General features: G+C 72.4%; 16 protein-coding genes, 1 pseudogene and 1 riboswitch. Of the genes and pseudogenes, 4 read left to right on the top strand and 13 right to left on the bottom strand.

The genetic code is table 11. The features are described from left to right. Positions 1-202 precede the first annotated feature (202 nt). Positions 203-733 carry a hypothetical protein gene (locus GA0070561_RS34130; RefSeq protein WP_244166122.1) on the bottom strand — a complete coding sequence of 177 codons (531 nt, stop codon included), beginning with the start codon at positions 731-733 and terminating at the stop codon, positions 203-205. Between the two features lie 502 nt (positions 734-1,235). On the opposite strand from GA0070561_RS34130, the gene GA0070561_RS08640 reads away from it, so the two are divergent. Further along, positions 1,236-2,231: a tyrosine-type recombinase/integrase gene (locus GA0070561_RS08640; protein WP_167362360.1), complete on the top strand. Its 996-nt coding sequence runs from the start codon at positions 1,236-1,238 to the stop codon at positions 2,229-2,231. A gap of 6 nt (positions 2,232-2,237) precedes the next feature. Here GA0070561_RS08640 and GA0070561_RS08635 read toward each other — a convergent pair whose 3' ends face one another. The 4 genes from GA0070561_RS08635 to GA0070561_RS08620 form a co-directional block, all read right to left on the bottom strand. After that, positions 2,238-2,927 (bottom strand): fasciclin domain-containing protein, encoded by a 690-nt coding sequence (locus GA0070561_RS08635; RefSeq protein WP_167362359.1) that lies wholly within the window; start codon positions 2,925-2,927, stop codon positions 2,238-2,240. Positions 2,928-3,019: 92 nt separating this feature from the next. Next, positions 3,020-5,119 carry a M14 family zinc carboxypeptidase gene (locus GA0070561_RS34500; protein WP_091400052.1) on the bottom strand — a complete coding sequence of 700 codons (2,100 nt, stop codon included), beginning with the start codon at positions 5,117-5,119 and terminating at the stop codon, positions 3,020-3,022. A gap of 228 nt (positions 5,120-5,347) precedes the next feature. Continuing rightward, a complete protein-coding gene (locus GA0070561_RS08625) occupies positions 5,348-6,148 on the bottom strand; it encodes an alpha/beta hydrolase (RefSeq protein WP_091398011.1) in 801 nt (266 codons plus the stop codon). A 108-nt stretch (positions 6,149-6,256) separates the two neighbouring features. Continuing rightward, on the bottom strand, positions 6,257-7,036 hold the full coding sequence (locus GA0070561_RS08620) for an endonuclease/exonuclease/phosphatase family protein (protein ID WP_091398006.1): 780 nt from the start codon (positions 7,034-7,036) through the stop codon (positions 6,257-6,259). A gap of 184 nt (positions 7,037-7,220) precedes the next feature. On the opposite strand from GA0070561_RS08620, the gene GA0070561_RS08615 reads away from it, so the two are divergent. After that, positions 7,221-7,991 carry a sulfite exporter TauE/SafE family protein gene (locus GA0070561_RS08615; RefSeq protein WP_279616352.1) on the top strand — a complete coding sequence of 257 codons (771 nt, stop codon included), beginning with the start codon at positions 7,221-7,223 and terminating at the stop codon, positions 7,989-7,991. Here GA0070561_RS08615 and GA0070561_RS08610 read toward each other — a convergent pair. Beyond that, complete coding sequence (locus tag GA0070561_RS08610) at positions 7,988-8,497, bottom strand: peptide deformylase (RefSeq protein WP_091398002.1); 510 nt, start codon at positions 8,495-8,497, stop codon at positions 7,988-7,990. The two genes, GA0070561_RS08615 and GA0070561_RS08610, sit on opposite strands and share 4 nt — an antisense overlap. A gap of 32 nt (positions 8,498-8,529) precedes the next feature. Next, entirely contained in the window at positions 8,530-9,876 is a 1,347-nt protein-coding gene (locus GA0070561_RS08605; RefSeq protein WP_244166121.1) for a chorismate-binding protein, read from the bottom strand. A gap of 123 nt (positions 9,877-9,999) precedes the next feature. Between GA0070561_RS08605 and GA0070561_RS08600 the strand changes: the two genes are divergently transcribed. Further along, positions 10,000-10,200 (top strand): DUF5999 family protein, encoded by a 201-nt coding sequence (locus GA0070561_RS08600; protein WP_007460326.1) that lies wholly within the window; start codon positions 10,000-10,002, stop codon positions 10,198-10,200. A gap of 149 nt (positions 10,201-10,349) precedes the next feature. On the opposite strand, the gene gcvP is transcribed toward GA0070561_RS08600, so the two are convergent. The 3 genes from gcvP to GA0070561_RS08585 all read right to left on the bottom strand — a co-directional run bounded on the left by gcvP (position 10,350) and on the right by GA0070561_RS08585 (position 15,427). Beyond that, on the bottom strand, positions 10,350-13,172 hold the full coding sequence (gene gcvP / locus GA0070561_RS08595; RefSeq protein WP_091397999.1) for an aminomethyl-transferring glycine dehydrogenase: 2,823 nt from the start codon (positions 13,170-13,172) through the stop codon (positions 10,350-10,352). 72 nt (positions 13,173-13,244) lie between these two features. Beyond that, positions 13,245-13,343: riboswitch (glycine riboswitch) on the bottom strand. 83 nt (positions 13,344-13,426) lie between these two features. Next, complete coding sequence (locus tag GA0070561_RS08590) at positions 13,427-14,269, bottom strand: NAD-dependent protein deacetylase (RefSeq protein WP_091397995.1); 843 nt, start codon at positions 14,267-14,269, stop codon at positions 13,427-13,429. A 90-nt stretch (positions 14,270-14,359) separates the two neighbouring features. After that, positions 14,360-15,427: a MerR family transcriptional regulator gene (locus GA0070561_RS08585; RefSeq protein WP_091400046.1), complete on the bottom strand. Its 1,068-nt coding sequence runs from the start codon at positions 15,425-15,427 to the stop codon at positions 14,360-14,362. Between the two features lie 119 nt (positions 15,428-15,546). Here GA0070561_RS08585 and GA0070561_RS08580 point away from each other — a divergent pair, with 119 nt between their 5' ends. Next, a complete protein-coding gene (locus GA0070561_RS08580; protein WP_091397990.1) occupies positions 15,547-16,203 on the top strand; it encodes an NAD(P)H-binding protein in 657 nt (218 codons plus the stop codon). A 25-nt stretch (positions 16,204-16,228) separates the two neighbouring features. Here GA0070561_RS08580 and GA0070561_RS08575 read toward each other — a convergent pair whose 3' ends face one another. The 3 genes and pseudogenes from GA0070561_RS08575 to GA0070561_RS08565 form a co-directional block, all read right to left on the bottom strand. After that, on the bottom strand, positions 16,229-17,188 hold the full coding sequence (locus GA0070561_RS08575) for an SAM-dependent methyltransferase (RefSeq protein ID WP_208603711.1): 960 nt from the start codon (positions 17,186-17,188) through the stop codon (positions 16,229-16,231). A 103-nt stretch (positions 17,189-17,291) separates the two neighbouring features. Next, complete coding sequence (gene tnpB / locus GA0070561_RS08570; RefSeq protein ID WP_091397987.1) at positions 17,292-18,683, bottom strand: IS607 family element RNA-guided endonuclease TnpB; 1,392 nt, start codon at positions 18,681-18,683, stop codon at positions 17,292-17,294. Further along, positions 18,680-19,257, bottom strand: a pseudogene (locus tag GA0070561_RS08565) (IS607 family transposase). The gene tnpB and the pseudogene GA0070561_RS08565 overlap by 4 nt, the downstream one beginning before the upstream one ends. Positions 19,258-19,317 lie beyond the last annotated feature (60 nt).

The raw sequence follows: 19,317 nt of genomic DNA, 5'->3' as shown, positions 1-19,317 counted from the left end.
GCCGAGCGTCATCTTGTTCGAGGTGGCGACCGCCCGATGGGCTGGCGCGCAAGCTACGCGCCCAGCTACCCGGTGGCTCCGCCCTCGCCGCCCATAATTCCGATGAGGCGGGGTCCACTCGCGACCCGAATCCTGATTCGATAATGCACATTATGTAAAGTAGCGCGTTCCGGGGGTCCCCTTGCCGTGCCACGGGTAACCGCTACTCGCGTGTCAGTCCTGGCGGCAGGGCGTCGTCATCGGGCCCGACACGGCGGGCGTTGACCAGCGGATTACGGTGCAAGGCCCCGACGAGGGCGGCACTGCCGCCGATGTCGGTCCAGGTGTCGTCCCAGAGGGCGGAGACCAGCCAGGAGCGATCCGCGGGAAAGAACAGGTCAGGCAGCGGCCCGTCACCGCGCGAGTGACGGCTCCGCCAGGTCAGCGCCTGCTCGGGCCCAGCTTCGACCAGCACGTAGGACCAGTCTCCGTACAGGGACACCCGTGGAGCACGCGGGAAGACGACGTCGTGGGCGCCGGTAAAGAGATAGCCCAGCCACCACGGCTGGTCCGGGGTGTACGCGGCGAGTTCGTCGACCACGGCGAGCTCGTGGTCGACGAAGCTGACGCCGTCGGGTGGATAGAAAGTGGCGTACGCGTCGAACACTGGCGGAATCGCCGCGGTGATCGAGACTCCCTGTGTGGTGCAGCCGGCGAGCCAGGCGACGTCGTTGGCCGTGCCGATCCGCCACACCCGACCGTCCCTGACGAAGTCCCTGGGGTCCGTCGACACCGACGCGTCACCCGCGTCGCTGCCTCCGGCGACAATGGCTGGTGTCGCCCAGGGAGCCCATCCAGGCCGGTCGGCCGCCTGCCACGCGTGCCCCTCGGGGCAGACCCAACCTACGGGTTCGTCGGGCTCTCGGTACACCGTCGGCCTGCCGGACCGGCCACACTCGGCGCAGGTGGCGGCTGGTGACGTCATACCGGGCACGTTACGTGCTTCTCGATCAGCGCGACTCGTTCCCGCGTACGCCCGGGTGGCACGTCGACCAGCCGGTGCCCGTACGCCTCATGCACCTCCTTCGGTTGCCACCTCCCGGATCACCAGGTGTCCGCGGCGGCTCGGCGCCTCGATCAGTGGTCTTGCCGGCTCCCGCAGCTCCGGTCAGGACCTGGCGCTGCGGTTGCCGGTCACCGCACTCCCCTCTCCCCACGGCTTCCGGGAAACCCGAAAATGCTGCATAATATCCCTTATGCATGACAAACAGGACGAATCGCTCGCGGTGCTGATCGAGGAGTTCCTGACCGCGCGGGCCACCCGTAAGCCCTCCCCGCACACCCTGGCCGCGTACCGCAGGGATCTGCACACGGTGGCCTCCCTGGTGGCGGAGGATGCCACCCCTCCCCTACCCCTGGACGCGCTGTCGATCACCGACCTCTCCCCCCGGGTGATGCGCGCGGCCTTCGCCCGGTTCGCCGCTCCCCGGGCGCCCGCGTCGGTGCATCGGGCCTGGTCCACCTGGAACAACTTCTTCACGTTCCTGGTCGCCGACGGGTTCGTGGCGGGCAACCCGATGCCGGCGGTCGGGCGGCCTCGGGCACTACTCCCCCAGCCGAAGCCGCTGCGCGGCGCGGACACCCCCGAGGTGCTGCTCGCGTCCGCCGCGCGCGACGACGGTCGGCAACGTGACCCGTGGCCGGAGCGCGACGTGGCGGTGTTGGCGGTGGCGCTCTGCGCCGGGCTGCGCCTGTCGGAGCTGCTGGCGTTGCGCGTCGACTCGCTCGGCGGTCGGCCCGGTGAGCGGCGGGTCGAGGTGGCGGGCAAGGGTGGGCGGCCTCGGGTGGTGCCGATCGAGGCGGATCTGGACCGGGTGCTGCGGGACTACCTGGACAGTCGGGTGCGGCGCTTCGGTTCGCGGTCGGTACGCCCCGACTCGCCGTTTCTGGTGGATCGGCGTGGTGAGCCGTTGCGCCGTGGTGGCCTGCAGTATCTCGTCGAGTCGTGTTACCGGCGGGCCGGCATCGGCGACCGGGTGCCGCGTGGTGCGCGACTGCACGCGCTGCGGCACACCTTCGCTACCCGCTTGGCGGAGGACGGTGCGAGCGCGGCGGAGATCATGCGGTTGTTGGGGCACGCGTCGTTGGCGTCGTCGCAGACGTACATCGAGGTGACGGCCGGGCAGCAGCGTGACGCGGTCCGCGCCAACCGGACCAACCGCGCGCTGGCGGGTCTGGTGCCGCCCGGGTGAGCGTGGTCAGTGTGCGCGGTGGCCGGCGCCGTCGGCGGTGACGGGCAGTGGGCCGAGGACGGCGTTGATGATGTGGATGCGGGCGTTGGTGGCCTGGTAGTCGGCGCAGACCGTGTCGGCGCGGTCGCCGAGGCGGGCGGTGGGCCCGGTGCGGGTGACGGTGACGGTGACGCCGTCGAGGGTGGTGGCGGTGCCGGCGGTGGTGAGGTCGGCGATCGGGTGGCTTCCGGTGATGAGGTGGGCCTTCAGCAGGGTGCGGAGCTGGTCGGTGTGGTGCGTCATGAGGTCGTCCCAGTTGTCCTCGGAGAACGTGGCGGCGAAGGCGTCGTCGGAGGGCGCCAGGACGGTGATGCCGTCGCCGGCGGGCAGGTCGGTGAGGACGCCGCTGGTACGCAGGGCCGCTTCGAACGTGGTGAGGGTGGGGATCCAGCGCAGCGCCTGGTCGACGGGTTGCCCGGCGAGGTAGCTCGGGTTGCCGGGGTCGGTGCCGGTGGGCAGGGCGGCGCAGAGTGGCCCGGTGGGCTGGGGGGCGGTGCTCGCGGGCGCGGCGTCCGTGCGGGGGGCTGCGGGGCTGCCGGTGCAGGCGGCCAGCAGCAGGGTCGGCAGGAGCAGGCCGAGCGTCTGTCGGACGCGCCGAGCGCCGTGCGGTCCGCGGAATCGTCGGGGGTGTCGCGGTGGGGTGGCGGGGTGCGACACGGCGGCCTCCACGGGTGCCGGGGTGGGTGGGAGGTGCCGGCGGCGCGGGTGTCGGGCCCGCGCCGCCGGCGTGATGGCTCGCTAGTTGTCGGTCACAGTGCCGCGCACTGGGTGGTGCGGGGGCCGTGGACGGTGTTGGCGATGCCGAGGTTGTGCGGGGTGGGGTTGTTGCCGGTGCAGTTGAGGGGGCCGCGGATGGTGGTGCCGGCCAGTACGGGTGCGTCGGTGCCGGTGGTGTTGCCGGACAGGTCGACGGGGCCGGCGATGGTGGCGTCGATGATGGAGATCGTGTCGGTGGCGGCGATGCGGACCGGGCCGTTGACGGTGCTGTCGGCGAGGAGGATGCCGGCGGCGCCGGTGGCGGTGAGGGGGCCGCTGATGGTCGTTGCCGTCGTGACGAGTGCCGCGCCGGCCCGGACGGTGACCGGGCCGTTGATGGTGGCGTCATCGGCGCAGGTGAAGCCGGTGACGGCCAGGGGTCCGTTGCGGCGGCCGGTGAGGGTGGGATAGACGCGTTCACCGTCGGTCAGCTTCTCCACGCCCTTGCCGTCGAGGAGAAGGGGGATGAGGCCGCGTTCGGGTTGGTTGAGGGGGACGTAGTGGTCGTCGCCGATCGTGATGACCTTCCAGCCGTGGGCGGCGATGCGCTGGGCGACGGTGGTGCCGACGCCGCCGGGTCCGTCGGTGCGGGCGCCGTTGTACTGCGCGTCGGTGAGTTTGTAGGCGCAGGGCGGGTTGTCGAGGATCAGGTCGGCGGGGGGCGCGTCGAGTGGTGGTGGGCTGTCGCCGGGGTGCGGTGCCGGGTGTGCGGGGATGGGGCGGGAGCCGCGGAAGACCAGCCGGCCGGTGTTGGCGGCCTGGGATTCGATGGCCTCGCTGCGGGCCTTCAGGATGTCGGCGCGGTCTGCGCGGTGGTAGTCGAGGAACTGGTGGAACGTCCACAGGGCGGAGTAGGTCTTGCGGCGTCGGTTGTTGGCGGTGTTGCCCTCGTCGGGACGGGTCTGACCGCCGGAGCTGCGCAGTTCCAGCAGGGAGTTGGTGACGTTCTTGAGCCCGAGGGTGTTGCGCAGGATGGTCTCTTCGCTGAGGCCGACGTTGCCGCCGCCTTCGCAGCCGTAGGGGCAGGCCCACCAGCCGGCTTCGGCGCCCTTGGCGTACATGTGGCCTTCGATCATGTCCTGGGACTGGTCGAAGATGGGTTGGGCGACGTTCTGGTGCCGTGGGGGCAGCATCGGCAGGTCGCCGGCACGGGAGTTGCCGAACTCGTGGCCGTCGTAGCCGGCGACGGGTCGGTAGTCGCGGACCATTTTGATGTACGCGGTGGTCTCGGGCTGGCGGATCAGCGAGTAGTCGCGGTTGAGGTCCTGGCCGGTGGAGTTGCCGCGGGTGTTGTTGGCGCGGCCGTCTCCGTTGATGGTGGGGACGATCAGGACGGTGGTGTGGCTGAGCAGGTCGGTGATGCGGGGGTCGGTGCTGAAGGCGAGTTGGCGGGCCATGATGAGGCAGGCTTCGCGGTCGCCGGGTTCGTTGCCGTGCACGTTGCAGTTGATGGCCACGGGTGCGGTGGCGGCGACGGCTTCCGGGGTGGCCGCCGGGGTGGGGTGGCCGATGACCATCATGTTGATGGGTCGGTTCTGCACGGTGCGGCCGAGTTCGACGACGCGTACGCGGTCGCTGAGGGCGTCGATGGCGGCGGTGTAGGCGTACTCGTCGGTGTCGCTGGTGTACTGCGCGGCGTGGGTGGTCTCCCAGCCGGTGCGCAGTTGCTCGCCGGGGGTCGTGGGATTGCCCCAGGGTGCGGTGGTGGTGGCGGTGACCGGGTCCGAGTAGGGCTGTTCGGTGGTGCCGGTGCGGGCGCGTACGCGCCATTGGAAGGTGTCGCCGGGGTTGTAGCCGGCGTCGGCGAAGGTGGGCGCCTGTTGGTTGATCTGGCGGTTGGGTCGCCAGATGCCGACGATGGTGGGTGCGCCGGTGGGGGTGCCGTCGGCGTCGACGGGGGTGCGTTCGATCTGGTAGTCGGTGGCGCCGTCGACGGGTTGCCAGGCGAGGGTGGTGTATCCGTCGGCCTGGTGGGCGGTGAGGGCGGTGACCTGGTCAGGTGGTGCGGCGTTGGCGGGGGCGGGTGCTGCGGTGGTGAGGGTGATGGCGATGAGGGTGGACACGGCGATGAGGGTGGGTCGCTGGCGTCTCATGTGGCCTCCGACGAGTTGATCGTGGCGCGTGTCGACCAGCATGGTTGTCGAAGTCCGTCGATGCAATGATCTTGAGGGAATCTTGCGCCTTGGCGGTCCGCTCCCCCGCCGACCCTTGATCGATTCGGTTTTCAGGGAGGCGCGGTGTCCGGGGCACGGGGATGCCCCTGATGTCAGGAAGCCGGGGGCGGCGGCAGGCCGAACGGTCGGCGCGGTGAGGCGTCGCGGTCAGCGGGCGTGGCGCAGGGCCCAGTCGAGGGCGACGTCGGCGATGCGCTGCCAGCCCTGCTGGGCGGGCAGCAGGTGCGCGTACCCCTCGAAGAGTTCGACCTCGGTGATGGTGTCGCCCTTGTAGTGCGCGGCGTTGGCGCGTTGCACGCTCGGCGGCTGGATGTGGTCTTGCGAGCCGGAGATGAACAGCAGCGGCGCGCGCTGGTCGTTGTGGTAGTTGACGGCGATGTCCTGGGGGCCGGGCAGCAGGTTGGCCAGGACGCTGTCCCAGAGGATGCCGCCGGCGGCGGGGATGGCGTAGCGCTCGTACAGGGCGCGGGCGGTCTGCTCGTCGAAGGTGTTGGTGAACGCGTAGTTCCACTGCTCGAAGGTGAACCCGACGGCCCGGTGCCGGTTGGCGGGGTTGCGCAGCACCGGGAAGGTGGAGCGCAGCTGCGAGAAGGGGATGTTCCGGACGCCTTCGGTGGGTGCCGAGTTGAGCACGACCGCCGAGGCGCCGTAGCCGCGGTCGAGCAGCACCTGGGTGAACGCCCCGCCGGCGGAGTGGCCCATGAGGATGGGTGGCGTGGGCAGCGCGTCGAGCACCGCGGACAGGTGCGCGATGATCTGTGGCGCGGTCAGCGTCTCCAGCGGGCTGGGGTCCGCGTTGATCGCCTCGACCTCGCCTTCCAGCCCGGGGTACGTGGGAGTGAGCACCCGAAAGCCCTTGTCCTGGTAGTGGGTGACCCAGTGTTCCCAGCTGCGGGGGGTGACCCAGAACCCGTGGATGAGGACGATCGTGTCCGGCGTGTCGCTCATGGTCAGCTCCCTGTGATGTCCGGGGGTGGCGATGGCGCGACAGCGTGGTGTCGGCGAGCCCACCCTAGGCATTCGTGAGCCGCGATGCGGCTGGTTGGGCGATGATGCTCAGCCGAGATCGACCAGCAGGGGGCGGTGGTCGGAGATGGTGGACGCCGGCGCGGTGACCGCGCGTACGGGTGGGAGCTGGTCGAGGGCGTGCCGGTCGGCGAGGATGTGGTCGAGTTGGACGCGGGGCTGCCCGGACGGGTAGGTGGGGCGTCGGCCCAGGGGGTGCCAGCCGGAGATGAGCCGGGCCGCGCCGGCGGGCAGGTTGAGGTCGCCGAGCAGGACGCGGGGTCCCGGTAGCGCGCGCAGGGCGCGGACGGTCTGACGTAGTTGGCGGGCGTTCCAGCCGGGCACGAAGGACAGGTGGGTCGCGGCGACGGTGAGGGGGCCGTGCGGGGTGTCCAGGACGGCGGCGAGGATCACGCGGGGTTCGTCGTGCAGCAGGATGAGGCCGCCGCGGGGGCCGGGCACGTAGACCGGTGAGCGCACCGGCGCCGGCTTGAGTCGGGTGACCTGCCAGCTGCGGACGGGGTATCGGCTGATCAGCCCGATGCCGTAGCAGGGTTCGCCGTGGCCGTCGTCGTCGTGGCGCAGTGGGCGGAACTGTTCGCCAGGGGTGCCGACGACGGCGGCGGCGAAGCGGTGGTGGGGTGCGCCGAGGGCGCGGGCGGCGATGGCGGTGAGGTCGAGGTTGCCGCTGCGGCGTTGGTCGCGGTCGACCTCCTGCAGGGCGAGCACGTCGGCGTCGAGGGCGCCGATGGCGGCGGTGAGTCGGTCGGAGTCGACGAGCCCGTCGGTGAGGGACCGTCCGTGCAGCAGGTTGAAGGTGGCCAGGCGCACTCCTGCACCTTACGTGCCCGTGGCATGGTTGCCGGGTGGTGAAGGTCTTGCTGTGTTCGGTGCTGGTGTTCGTGGCGGTCGGCGCGTTGGGGGTGTGGTTGCGGCGTACGCGGGGTCGGTGACCGGGTGAGGCTGGCCACTCGGGTGCCGCTGGGAGCGCGTCGGGTGGGCAGAATTGCCGCCCGTGGACGCCGTGACGCTGAGTACTCTGCTGGCCGCCGCCGCGATGGCCGGGTGGGTCGATGCCGTGGTCGGTGGTGGTGGGTTGCTGCTGCTGCCGGCGTTGTTGGTGGCCGCCCCGGGGTTGCCGGTGGCCACCGCGTTGGGCACGAACAAGTTGGCCGCGATCTTCGGTACGGCCACGGCGGCGGCGACGTACGCCCGCAGGACGAAGGTCGACTGGCGGGTGGCGGGCCCGGCGGCGGGTTTCGCGGTCCTCAGCGCGGGCGTCGGCGCGGCGTTGGCCGGGGCGGTGCCGGCGTCGGCATACCGGCCGGTCGTGCTGGTGGTGCTGGTGTCGGTGGCGGCGTTCGTGCTGCTGCGTCCCCGGATGGGGGTGGTGGCGGTGCCGGCGAAGCGCACCCCGGTGCGGGTGGCGGTGGTGATCGCGGTGGCCGGGGTGGGGATCGCCCTGTACGACGGGTTGATCGGCCCGGGCACCGGCACGTTCCTGGTGTTGGCGTTCACCGCCCTGGTGGGCGCGGACTTCGTGCACGGCTCGGCGATGGCGAAGGTCGTCAACGCCGGGACGAACCTGGGCGCGCTGGTGGTGTTCGGGGTGACCGGGCACGTGTGGTGGCTGCTGGGCGCGGGCATGGCGGTGTGCAACATCGCCGGCGCGGTGCTGGGGGCGCGAATGGCGTTGCGCCGCGGCTCCGGTTTCGTGCGGGTGGTGTTGCTGGTGGTGGTCGTCGCGTTGGTCGCGAAGCTGGGCCACGACCAGTGGGTGAGCTAGCCGCGACGGCTGGGTGAGTCGAAGCGCCCGGCGCGGATCTCGCGCAGGGCCCGGCGGCGGGTGTCGCCGCGCAGGGTGTCGACGTAGAGCTTCCCGCCCAGGTGGTCGGTCTCGTGTTGCAGGGCGCGGGCCAGGAACCCACTGCCGGCGATGGTCAGCGGCTCGCCGTGCTGATCGACGCCGTGCGCGGTGGCGTGCAGGGCCCGCACGGTCGGGAAGTACAGCCCGGGGATGGACAGGCAGCCCTCCTCGTCGTCCTGGAGTTCGTCGGACAACTCCAGGGTGGGGTTGATGAGGTGGCCGCGGTGCCCGTCGGCGTCGTAGACGAACACCTGGGCGCTGACGCCGATCTGCGGTGCGGCGACGCCGGCGCGGCCGGGGGCGCCGAGCAGGGTGTCCATCAGGTCGGTGACGAGGGCCCGCAGCTCGGCGTCGAAGGTGGTGACCGGTTCGCATCCGGTGCGCAGGACAGGGTCGCCGATGATCCGGATGGGCCGCATGGTCATGGGGTTCAGCGTATCGCCGTGCCCTGCTGCGGTCAGCGCCCGGCCAGGGTCGCGCGGATCGGGGTGGTCTTCGCGGCGGCCTCGGCGACCTCGGCGTGCGCGTCGCTGTCCCAGGTGATGCCCCCGCCGGCCCAGGTGTGCAGCCGCTGGCCGTCGGCGGCGGCGGTGCGAATGGTCAGGCCCAGGTCGACGTGACCCGGGGCCACCCAGCCCAGCGCGCCCATGCTGGCGCCCCGCCCGACCGGTTCGAGGACACTGATCTGGGCCAGGGCGGCGAGCTTCGGGGCGCCGGTGACCGAGCCGCCGGGGCAGGTGGCGCGCAGCAGGTCGGCGAGGCCGAGGCCGTCGGCGGCAGCGGCGCGGACCGTCGACTCGGCCTGCCACAGGTCGCACCAGCGGCGCACGGCGAACAACTCGTCGACGGTGACCGTGCCGGTGCGGGCGATACGGGCGAGGTCGTTGCGTTCCAGGTCGACGATCATGATGTGTTCGGCGCGTTCCTTCGCGCTGGCGAGCAGTTCGGCGCGGCCGGTGGCGGTGGCCGGGCGGGTGCCCTTGATCGGACGGGTGATCACCTGCCCGTCGGTGACCTCGACGAGGGTTTCCGGGGAGGCGCAGCCGATGGCCCAGCCGTCGCCGGTGAGGACGCCGCCGTAGCGGGCGCCGGGGAGCGCGCCGAGGCGGCTCAGCGCCGGCAGCGGGTCGCCGGTGTAGGGGGCGGCGGCGTGACCGACGAGGTTGCTCTGGTAGACGTCGCCGCGGCCGATGGCGGCGCGGACCGCGTCGACGGCGGCGGCGTGCTGGCCGGGGGTCCAGCTCTCGACCCACTCGCCGAGCCACCACGGCGGCGGTGGGCCGGGCCGGGTGACCCGGGTGGGGCCGTGCTGGTAGACGACGACGGCGAGGTCGGGCAGAGCCGGCGCGGGCTCGGGCGCCCCGGCGGGGGCCCCGGCCAGCAGCGCCCCGGCGGCGGCGGACAGGTACAGCGCCGCGCCGCAGACCCCGGTGCCGTGCTGGCCGCTGGCGGGCCGGGTCAGGTCGTGCAGGGGCAGGCCGTGCGCGGCGAGGAACTCCTCGGCCAGGGCTGCGGGGTCGCCGCCGTCGCCACGGAACCAGTGCAGGCGGGCACGTTCGGTCAACGCACCCCGGCACGCGGCCGGCGCGGCGGGCACATCGATCGGCGCAGCAGGGCCGCGGTGGGCGGCCGACGCCGCCGCGCCGCTGTCCGCGGCCAAGCCAGCCGGGCCGGTGCCCGCGGCCGAGCCAGCCGGGCCGCTGTCCGCAGCCGGGCCGCTGTCCGCGGCCGAGCCAGCCGGGCCGGTGCCCGCGGCGCACACCTGTGGGAGCGTTTCCACGCCGTACGGTCCAACCTTCCTCATCCGTTCAGTGGATTTCCCGTGCACCAGGCGGGCACCTGCTCGATGCTGGACACTTTCGCTTGGTACTGTGCGTCACTGGTCATGTGAACCATGACACAGTGCCCCCACAGTCCGGAGAACCCGATGTGCCAGCACCAACCGACCTGCCCCTCCGCTGAAGCCACCGACCGGGAAGCCGCGCGGGTCCTCGCCTGCTTCCGTGAGCAGGGCTGGAGCCTGCTCTGCAACGGTGTCATCGTCTTCGAGGACACCGGCGAGCTGCTTCCCGACGGCAGCAGCATCGCACCGCACCGCGGCCCCGCCCGCCACGCTCTCGTGGCCTGACCGACCACTCAGCGTCACCGTTTAGCCGCCGTCGACCCAGGCTAGTCCCCCGGTAAGGGACGTCCCAGCCCAGGTCGCAGCGGCTGCCGGGGCAGGCCGTACCGCCCGCCCCGGCGCGCCGTCGTCAGTCTCGACCGGCTGCGGCGTCGTCAGTCCTCGAACGCCTCCGGCGACGGGCACGAGCAGACCAGGTTCCGGTCGCCGTACGCGCCGTCGATGCGCCGCACCGGCGGCCAGTACTTCCCGGCCCGGTCCACCCCGGCCGGGTACGCGCCCACCGACCGCGGGTACGCGTGTGACCACTCGTCACTGCTGACCATCGCCGCGGTGTGCGGCGCGTTGGCCAGGGGGTTGTCCCCCGCCGGCCACGCCCCGGAACCCACCTGCTCGATCTCCGCGCGGATCGCGATCATCGCGTCGCAGAACCGGTCCAGCTCGGCCAGGTCCTCGCTCTCGGTCGGCTCCACCATCAGCGTCCCCGCCACCGGGAACGACATCGTGGGCGCGTGGAAGCCGTAGTCGATCAGCCGCTTCGCCACGTCGTCGACGCTCACCCCGGTCGCCTTCGTCAACGGCCGCAGGTCGAGGATGCACTCGTGGGCCACCAGGCCCTTGTTGCCGGCGTACAGCACCGGGAAGTGCCCCCGCAGTCGCGCCGCCACGTAGTTCGCCGCGAGCACCGCCACACCGGTGGCCCGGGTCAGGCCCTCGGCGCCCATCATCCGCAGGTACGCCCACGGGATCGGCAGGATCCCCGCCGACCCGTACTTCGCCGCCGAGATCGCCGGCGTGGCGTCCACGTGCGCGCCCAGCGGGTCACCGGGCAGGAACGGCGCCAGGTGCGCGCGGACCGCCACCGGGCCCACCCCGGGGCCACCGCCGCCGTGCGGGATGCAGAACGTCTTGTGCAGGTTCAGGTGCGACACGTCCGCGCCGAACTTGCCGGGCTTGGCGAACCCGACCAGGGCGTTGAGGTTCGCCCCGTCGACGTACACCTGCCCGCCGGCGTCGTGGACCTTCGCGCACAACGACGCGATGCCCGTCTCGTACACACCGTGCGTGGACGGGTACGTCACCATGATCGCGGCGAGCGCGTCCCGGTGCTTGTCGATCTTCGCGTCCAGGTCGACGAGGTCGACGTTGCCGTCGTCGTCGCAGGCCACCACCACGACGCGCATGCCGGCCATCACCGCCGACGCCGCGTTCGTGCCGTGCGCCGACGACGGGATCAGGCACACGTCGCGGTGCGTCTCACCTCGCGACGCGTGGTACGAGCGGATCGCCAGCAACCCGGCCAGCTCACCCTGCGAACCGGCGTTGGGCTGCACGCTCACCGCGTCGTAGCCGGTCACCTCGGCCAGCCACGACTCCAGCTGACCGATCATCTCCCGGTACCCGACGGTCTGCGCGTCCGGCGCGAACGGGTGGATGTTCGCGAACTCCGCCCAGCTGACCGGCTCCATCTCGGTGGTCGCGTTCAGCTTCATCGTGCACGACCCGAGCGGGATCATGCCCCGGTCCAGGGCGTAGTCGAAGTCCGACAGCCGCCGCAGGTAACGCAGCATCGCCGTCTCCGAGTGGTGACTGCGGAACACCGGGTGGGTGAGGAAGTCGCTGCCGCGCGTCAGGTCGACCGGCAAAGCCACGTCCGCGTCGCCGTCGAACGCGGGCACCCCGAACGCCGCCCACACCTGCGCCAGGTGCGCGTCGGTAGTGGTCTCGTCGCAGGACACCCCCACCCGGTCGGCGTCGACCAGCCGCAGGTTGACACCACGGTCCGCGGCGGCGGCCACCACCTCGGCGGCCCGCCCGGGCACGGTCGCGGTGACGGTGTCGAAGAACGCGACGTCCGCGACGTCCACCCCACCGGCGCGCAACCCGGCCGCGAGCCGCGCCGCCATCCGATGGGTACGCGTCGCGATGTCGCGCAGCCCGTCCGGGCCGTGGTAGACGGCGTACATGCCGGCCATCACCGCGAGCAGCACCTGCGCGGTGCAGATGTTGCTGGTCGCCTTCTCCCGCCGGATGTGCTGCTCACGGGTCTGCAACGCCAACCGGTAGGCCGGGTTGCCGTCCGCGTCGCGCGACACCCCGACCAGGCGCCCGGGCAGCATCCGCTCCAGGCCCGAGCGCACCGCCAGGTAACCGGCGTGCGGCCCACCGAAGCCCATCGGTACGCCGAAACGCTGGGTGGTGCCGGCGGCGATGTCCGCGCCGATCTCCCCCGGTGCGCGCAGCAGCGTCAACGCCAGCAGGTCCGCCGCGACGGTCACCAGGGCGCCGACGGAGTGCGCCGCCTCGACCAGGCCCGCGTGGTCGCGCACCGCCCCGGACGCCCCCGGGTACTGCAGGTGCAGGCCGAAGAACTCCGCCGGCAACTCGTCGCGCTGCACGTCGAGGACCCGCACGTCGATGCCGAGCGGCTCGGCCCGGCTGGTGATCACCGCGATGGTCTGCGGCAACGCGTCGGCGTCGACGACGTACACACCGCTCTTGCTCTTGGAGGCCCGCCGCGCCAGGGTCATCGCCTCCGCCGCCGCGGTGCCCTCGTCGAGCATCGAGGCGTTCGCGGTGGCCAACCCGGTCAGGTCGGTGACCATGGTCTGGAAGTTCAGCAGCGCCTCCAGGCGGCCCTGGCTGATCTCCGGCTGGTACGGCGTGTACGCCGTGTACCAGGCCGGGTCCTCCAGCACGTTGCGGCGGATCACCGCCGGGGTGTGCGTGCCGTGGTACCCCAACCCGATCATGGAGACGGCGACGGTGTTACGCGCCGCGAGGGCCCGCAGCTCGGCGATCGTCTCGGCCTCGGTGGCCGGGTCGGGCAGGTCGAGGGTGCCGTGCCAGCGGATCACCTCGGGGATCGCCGCGTCCATCAGCTCGTCGATCGAGTCGTGCCCGACGACCTCCAGCATCCGACGCTCATCGTCGGGGCCGGGACCGATGTGACGGGTGGCGAACTGCTCTACGGTCATAGGGGCACTCCCGGGGCGAGGTCGACGTGTCGGCCTCCCCCTCTGTCGCACCCACAGGGGCACTCCACAGTGCCTGCCCACGAGGTCCTTTTGCCTGAGAGGTTCCGGGGAGGATTTGCCCCTTCGGCGCCGCCCTGCGTGCTGTCGGGCGGTCTCTCCCACGTGGGTGTTACCGGCGTGGTCAACGCTACCAGCGTTGGTGTTTCCGGCGGATGTCCTACCCCCGGGCCGGGTGCCACCCGGGGCCCGGCCCGTCACACCCCCAGCGGTGCCCCGGCGCCGACCCGCGCGGCCAACTGCGGCAGCACCGCGCCCAGCGGCGCGTCGACGCACACGGTGGCGTGGCCGTCACCCCGGGTCGGCCCCTGGTTGACGATCGCGACCGGGATGCCCCGTTTCGCGGCCCGAATCACGAACCGGCGCCCCGACATCACCGTCAACGACGACCCGAGCACCAGCAACGACCGGGCCTGCTCCACGGCCGCGAAACACCGCGCCACCCGCTGCGCCGGCACCGTCTCACCGAAGAACACCACGTCCGGTTTCAGCATCCCGGTGCCGCAGATCCCGCAGTCCACCGGCCGAAACGCCGCCACCTGCTCGTCGGGGAGATCAACATCACCGTCCGGGTTGACCGCGGCGACGCGGGCCACGAACTCCGGGTTGGCCTCGCGCAGCCGCCGGTGCAGCTCCTCCCGGGAGGTCAGGTTGCCGCAGTCCAGGCAGGTCACCTCGTCGAGGCGGCCGTGCAGCTCGATCACCGACGGGCTGCCGGCCGCACCGTGCAGGCCGTCGACGTTCTGGGTGATCACCGTGTCGACCAGCCCGGCGTGTTGCAGCCCGGCCACCGCCCGGTGCCCGGCATTGGGCGCCGCGCCCGCGATCAACCGCCAACCCAGGTGGCTGCGCGCCCAGTAGCGCCGCCGGGCCAGGGGATCGCGGGTGAACGCCTGGAAGGTCATCGGCGTGTGCCGCCGCGCCACCCCGCTGGGCCCCCGGTAGTCCGGAATTCCCGACTCGGTGGACAGGCCGGCACCGCTGAGCACCACCACCCCACCACCGGCCACCAGCGAGGTCAACGCGTCGAAGCTCTCCATCACCTCTCCATGCTGCCTCAACCGGTTCACCAACGCCGAGCCCCGCGCCGGGTGGGCGGCCCCACCCGGCGCGGGTGGCGTCGGCGACGGCTATACCGCGACGACGTCGGCGACGACGCAGGCGATGTTGTCCGGCGCCCCCTCGGCCCGCGCCAGATCGATCAGCGCCCGCACCGTGTCCTCGGGATCGTCCGTCGCGGCCAACGCCGACCCCAGATCGGCCCGGTCGACGACCGCGGACAGCCCGTCGGAGCACAACAGGTACCGGTCACCCGGCAGCGCGGTACGCAGCGCCAGATCCGCCTCGACCTGCCGGCCGCCACCGAGGGCGCGCACCAGCACCGCCCGCTGCGGATGCGTCGCGGCCTGGTCCCGGTCGAGCCGGCCCTGATCAACCTGGGCCTGCACCCAAGTGTGATCCTGCGTGAGCAGCGACAGCTCACCGCCGCGCAGCAGGTAGGCGCGGGTGTCACCGACGTGCACCAGCGCCAGCCGGGAACCACTGAGCAGCAGCGCGGTCAGCGTGGTGACCGGCTGGTCGGTGTCGGTGGCCAACCCGTGCACGGCGCGGTCCGCGTCGCTCACCGCGCCAGCCAGCATCGTCAGCAGGTCGACGGCCGGCACGTCGGTGAACGCCAACGGCTTCAGGGCGTCGACGGCGGCCGCGCTGGCGGCAGCGCCGCCGGGCCCCCGCATGCCGTCGGCCACGGCGAGCAACCGCTCGCTGGCGTACGCGCTGTCCTCGTTGCTGTCGCGCACCAGCCCGGTGTCACAACCGGCGGCGCAGCGGACGGCAACTGTGGGATTCGGGTCGGACATGGTGGTGCCCCCTTCAGACAGGTGGTCCACGAGGAGAGTGGCGAGCCGGGCACGCGCCGCGGTGTCGGCGCTGACCTGCCGCCAGTACGCGGTGACCGCCTCAGCCGCCGCCGCGCGCTCCAGGCCGCACACGACCCGGATCGTCGCCAGCGGCATACCGAGCCGACGCAACTGGGCGACCAGCCGAGCCACCGGCAGCTGAGCCGGGTCGTAGAGCCGGTAACCGGACTCCGGATCGACAGCGGCCGGCACCAGCAGCCCAACCTGGTCGTACAGGCGCAACGCCTTCGGTGTCAGCCTCGCCGCCCGGGCGAACGCCCCGATCGTCATCAGCCCCACGTCGACATCCTCCTCGCGCCGGTCACGGCGACCGGCACCCACCAGGCTCAGGGTTGCCCGAAGGTCAAGGTCAAGCCGGTGACACCGCCTGCACCCCGCGGCGCCGGTAGGTTGGGCTCATGCGCGTCGTCATCGCCGGAGGCCACGGCAAGATCGCCCTACTGTTGCAACGCCACCTCGTCGGGCGCGGCGACACCGCCGTCGGCCTCATCCGCAACCCCGAGCAGACCGCGACGCTGCGCGCCGCCGGCGCCACCCCCGTCGTCTGCGACCTGGAACACACCCCGCTCGAACAGGTGGCCGGGCACCTCGACGGCGCCGACGCGGTGGTCTTCGCCGCGGGCGCCGGCCCCGGCAGCGGCGCCGCCCGCAAGGACACCGTCGACCGGGCCGCCGCCGTGCTGCTCGCCGACGCCGCCACCCGCGCCGGCGTCCACCGCTACCTGCTCGTCTCCTCCATGGGGGTGGACACACCACCCGCCCCCGGCACCGACGACGTGTGGGCGGCGTACCTGCGCGCCAAACGCGCCGCCGAGGACGACCTGCGCGGCCGCGACCTGGCCTGGACGGTGCTGCGACCCGGCCGGCTCACCGACGACCCACCCACCGGGCGGGTCACCCTCACCCCACACGCCGGCCGTGGCGCGATCAGCCGCACCGACGTCGCCCACGTCCTCGCCGCGCTGCTCGACGAACCGGGCACCACCGGCGCGACACTGGAACTCGTCGACGGACCCACCCCGATCGCCGAGGCCGTCCGCGCCGCCGCCAGCTGACCACCCGCCGCACCGACTGTCGCCCTCAGCCGCCCGGGCGGTGCGCGGCGACCAACACCGGCCCCCCGGGGACGGTCGGAAAACGCCGAACGTCACCCAACCCGGCCCCCGCCAGCACCTCCGCCATCCGGTCGGCGTCGAAGGCGTTGCCGCCGTTGCGCACCGCGTTCCACCGGTCGACGGCCGCCCGCAACGGGTCCCCGGCCGGCGGATTGGTGCCGGCCACCAGCCAACCACCGGGTCGCAGCGCCTGCACCAGCCGGGGCAACGCGAGCGTCAACGTCTGCTGAGGAAGAAACGGCGCCGGCACCCAGACCAGGTCGTACCCGCCCGGCTCGGCCACCTCCGCGACGTCCTGAAGGCGCAGCGTGATCCGATCCGCGACATCGCGGGCCTCGGCCAACTCCCCGACCGCGAGGTCCAACGCCCGTTGCAGCACGTCGATACCCACCACCGACACCCGGGGAAACGCGCGGGCCAGGGCGACAGCCAACGCCGCCACACCCGTGCCCACGTCCAGCACCCGGGCGTCCGCCGAGTCCAAACGCTCCGCCAACCCCGGCAACTCGGGCACCACCCGGGTCGCCAACGCCCGGCCGGTCGCCGCCGACGCCCGACCCTGATGCAGCAACACCTCGTCGTCCACCTGCGCCCAGCCGGCCCCACCCCCGCCGGAAGGCTCCTGCGCCGCCGCGGCGACCGCCTGCCGCAGCGAACTCAACCGCGCCTGCACCGCGCTGCGCCCGGTCGGCCCGTCGGCGGGCACCAGCGACGGGTGCGCGACCGGTTTCCCACCCTCCCAGGACAGCAGACCGGCGGCCTGCAGCACCGCGCTGCGGTGCGGCGACGCCGCGAGGACCTCGGCGAGCGGAGCCGACAGGGCGTCACTCATGGTGCCGACCGCGGCGGCCAGCGCCCACGCCGACGCCTCCAACGCGGCCAGCGGGTCCGCTGACCTGCCGGGTGGGGACGGTGATACCGACACGACGGCGCCTCTCCCAGGGGCGGGCCACCGGTCAGCCCCGCCTGGCCCCTCCGACTATGCCACCGCCGCCAGCGCGCCGGGTGGGGTCCACGTCAGCGCACCGTTACCGGCGAGTGCTCAGAAGTGAGCGCTGTGCGGTAGTCCCGCCTTGCGGTGGGACGGTCCCGGCGTGACCCGCTCGCGCGGTGCCGGGTAGACGCTTCACAGCCACCTGCCCGCGGCTGCGGGTCTTCTGGTCGGCTCCACGTCCGTTTAGCGACTCCCGGCCACTCCGGTCGTCGGTTACCTCACGCGCGAGGGCGGCGAGGTTGAGTGCGGCGTTGAGGTCCCGGTCGAGACTCAACCCGCAGGCGGTGCAGATGTAGGTCCGCTCGGCCAGGGTCAGCTTGGTTTTCACCGCGCCGCAGCCGGAGCAGGTCTTGCTCGACGGATACCACCGGCCGGCGGTGACCAGCCGCCCACCGTTCCACTCGCTCTTGTAGGTCAGTTGACGCCGGACCTCCGCGAAGCTTGCGTCCGCGACGTGCCGGGCCAGCCGGCGGTTACGCAACATGCCCGCGACGTTCAGGTCCTCGACCACGACAGTGCCGTGCTCGCGGGTCAGCCGGGTGGTGAACTGGTGTAAACCGTCGCGGCGTAGCCCGACGACGCGCGCGTGCGCCCGCGAAAGCTCTTGCTGCGCCCGGGCCCAGCGGTTCGACCCGACCCGACGCACCCGACGGTCAGGAGTGACGCATCGGCTCACCGCCCGGGCCAGACGGCGCATCCGGCGCGCGGCCACCACGAGGTGCCGCGGGTTGGCCATCCGTTCGCCAGTCGACAGCACCGCGAGGTGCTTCTTACCAAGGTCCACCCCCACCATCGAGCCAGGCCGGGCTGGTGCACGCACGGCGCGCTCGACCTCGCAGGTGAACGACACGAACCAGCGGCCGCCCTCGCGCCGCACCGTCGCGGACATGATCCGCGCGGTGCCCGCCTCCAACCGCCGAGCCAGCTTGCGCGCCGACTCATGCAGCCGCAGCGCGCCCAGCCGGGGTAGCACCACATGCCGGCGGTCGGCCTCGATCCGCATCACGCCGGTGGTGAACCGCACCGTCGGGGTGCTGCGCCGCCGGGACTTGAAGCGGGGAAACCCAACCGCGCGACCCTTACGAGCACCTTTGCGCGAGTCAGACCAGTTCTTCAGCGCCCTCGCGAGGGCGTCGAGACCGCTGTTGAACGCCTCCTTCGAGCACTCCGCCCACCACGGTGCGACCTCATCCTTGGCGGCGTTCCACGCCTTACGCAGTGACGGCAGCGACCACGAAATCGGCGGGCTCAGCAGCCCGTCTGGCACGCCGTAAGTGCGTTCGGCAGCGCGCTGGCTCATGACTGCCTTCACGCGAGCCAGGGCCCAGTTGTGCGCGACCCGAGCCGCTCCAGCGTGGGCGAGGACCGCCCGCTCCTGGCGCGGTGACAGGTCCAACGCGAACCGGTACGCCTGCAACGTCTTCACGACGGTCCCTCTGTAGCCGCTTCGACCGCGCGCTGAGCTCGGTTCGCCGCGGCACGGCGACCGTATAGGCGTGCGCACAGCGAGGTGAGGACCTCGGTCATGTCCCGGACGAGGTCGTCATCCACCTCAGCGGGGTCCACCACCAGTAGGCGGCGGCGTGTGCGCTCAGCGCGGCCTCGACGTATTCGGCGCCGAAGCGGGCGAACCGGTAGCGGTGCTCGACGACAATGGTCGTCACAGCAGGATCACGCAGTAGGGCGAGGAACTTCTCGCGATGCCCGTTGAGGGCGGAGCCAACCTCGGTGACGACACTATCGACAGCCAACCTCTGCCCAGTGGCCCACACGGTCACCCGGGCGACCTGCCGGTCGAGGTCCGTCTTCTGGTCTGCTGACGACACCCGCGCGTACACCACGACCCGACCAACCTCAGCCAGCGTGCCCGTCCCCGGCTCGCCGACCATGATGAGCCGGCCGAGCCGATACGTCGGAACGGGCAGCGCCCCGGCCTCGTAACGCCGCCGAGCGGTCGCGTACGAGACGCCGGTGGCCGCCGCCCACTCCTTCAAGTTCACGCCCGCACCAAGCACTCTAATGAGCACTCCCGCCCACCACAACGAGACCTGCTAGCAGCC

The organism is Micromonospora saelicesensis (assembly GCF_900091575.1).
In the GTDB taxonomy this organism is placed as follows: Bacteria; Actinomycetota; Actinomycetes; order Mycobacteriales; family Micromonosporaceae; genus Micromonospora; species Micromonospora saelicesensis.
Note: the sequence above shows the minus strand (reverse complement) of the source record. Positions and strands in the feature narration are given on the sequence as shown.

Excerpts from the sequence above, each read along its gene's own strand:
- GA0070561_RS08580 (WP_091397990.1), top strand. The coding sequence starts at position 15,547 with ATGCGCGTCGTCATCGCCGGAGGCCACGGCAAGATCGCCCTACTGTTG.
- GA0070561_RS08625 (WP_091398011.1), bottom strand. The coding sequence starts at position 6,148 with ATGAGCGACACGCCGGACACGATCGTCCTCATCCACGGGTTCTGGGTC.
- GA0070561_RS08610 (WP_091398002.1), bottom strand. The coding sequence starts at position 8,497 with ATGACCATGCGGCCCATCCGGATCATCGGCGACCCTGTCCTGCGCACC.
- GA0070561_RS08600 (WP_007460326.1), top strand. The coding sequence starts at position 10,000 with ATGTGCCAGCACCAACCGACCTGCCCCTCCGCTGAAGCCACCGACCGG.
- GA0070561_RS34500 (WP_091400052.1), bottom strand. The coding sequence starts at position 5,119 with ATGAGACGCCAGCGACCCACCCTCATCGCCGTGTCCACCCTCATCGCC.
- gcvP (WP_091397999.1), bottom strand. The coding sequence starts at position 13,172 with ATGACCGTAGAGCAGTTCGCCACCCGTCACATCGGTCCCGGCCCCGAC.
- GA0070561_RS08590 (WP_091397995.1), bottom strand. The coding sequence starts at position 14,269 with ATGGAGAGCTTCGACGCGTTGACCTCGCTGGTGGCCGGTGGTGGGGTG.
- GA0070561_RS08605 (WP_244166121.1), bottom strand. The coding sequence starts at position 9,876 with ATGAGGAAGGTTGGACCGTACGGCGTGGAAACGCTCCCACAGGTGTGC.
- GA0070561_RS08640 (WP_167362360.1), top strand. The coding sequence starts at position 1,236 with ATGCATGACAAACAGGACGAATCGCTCGCGGTGCTGATCGAGGAGTTC.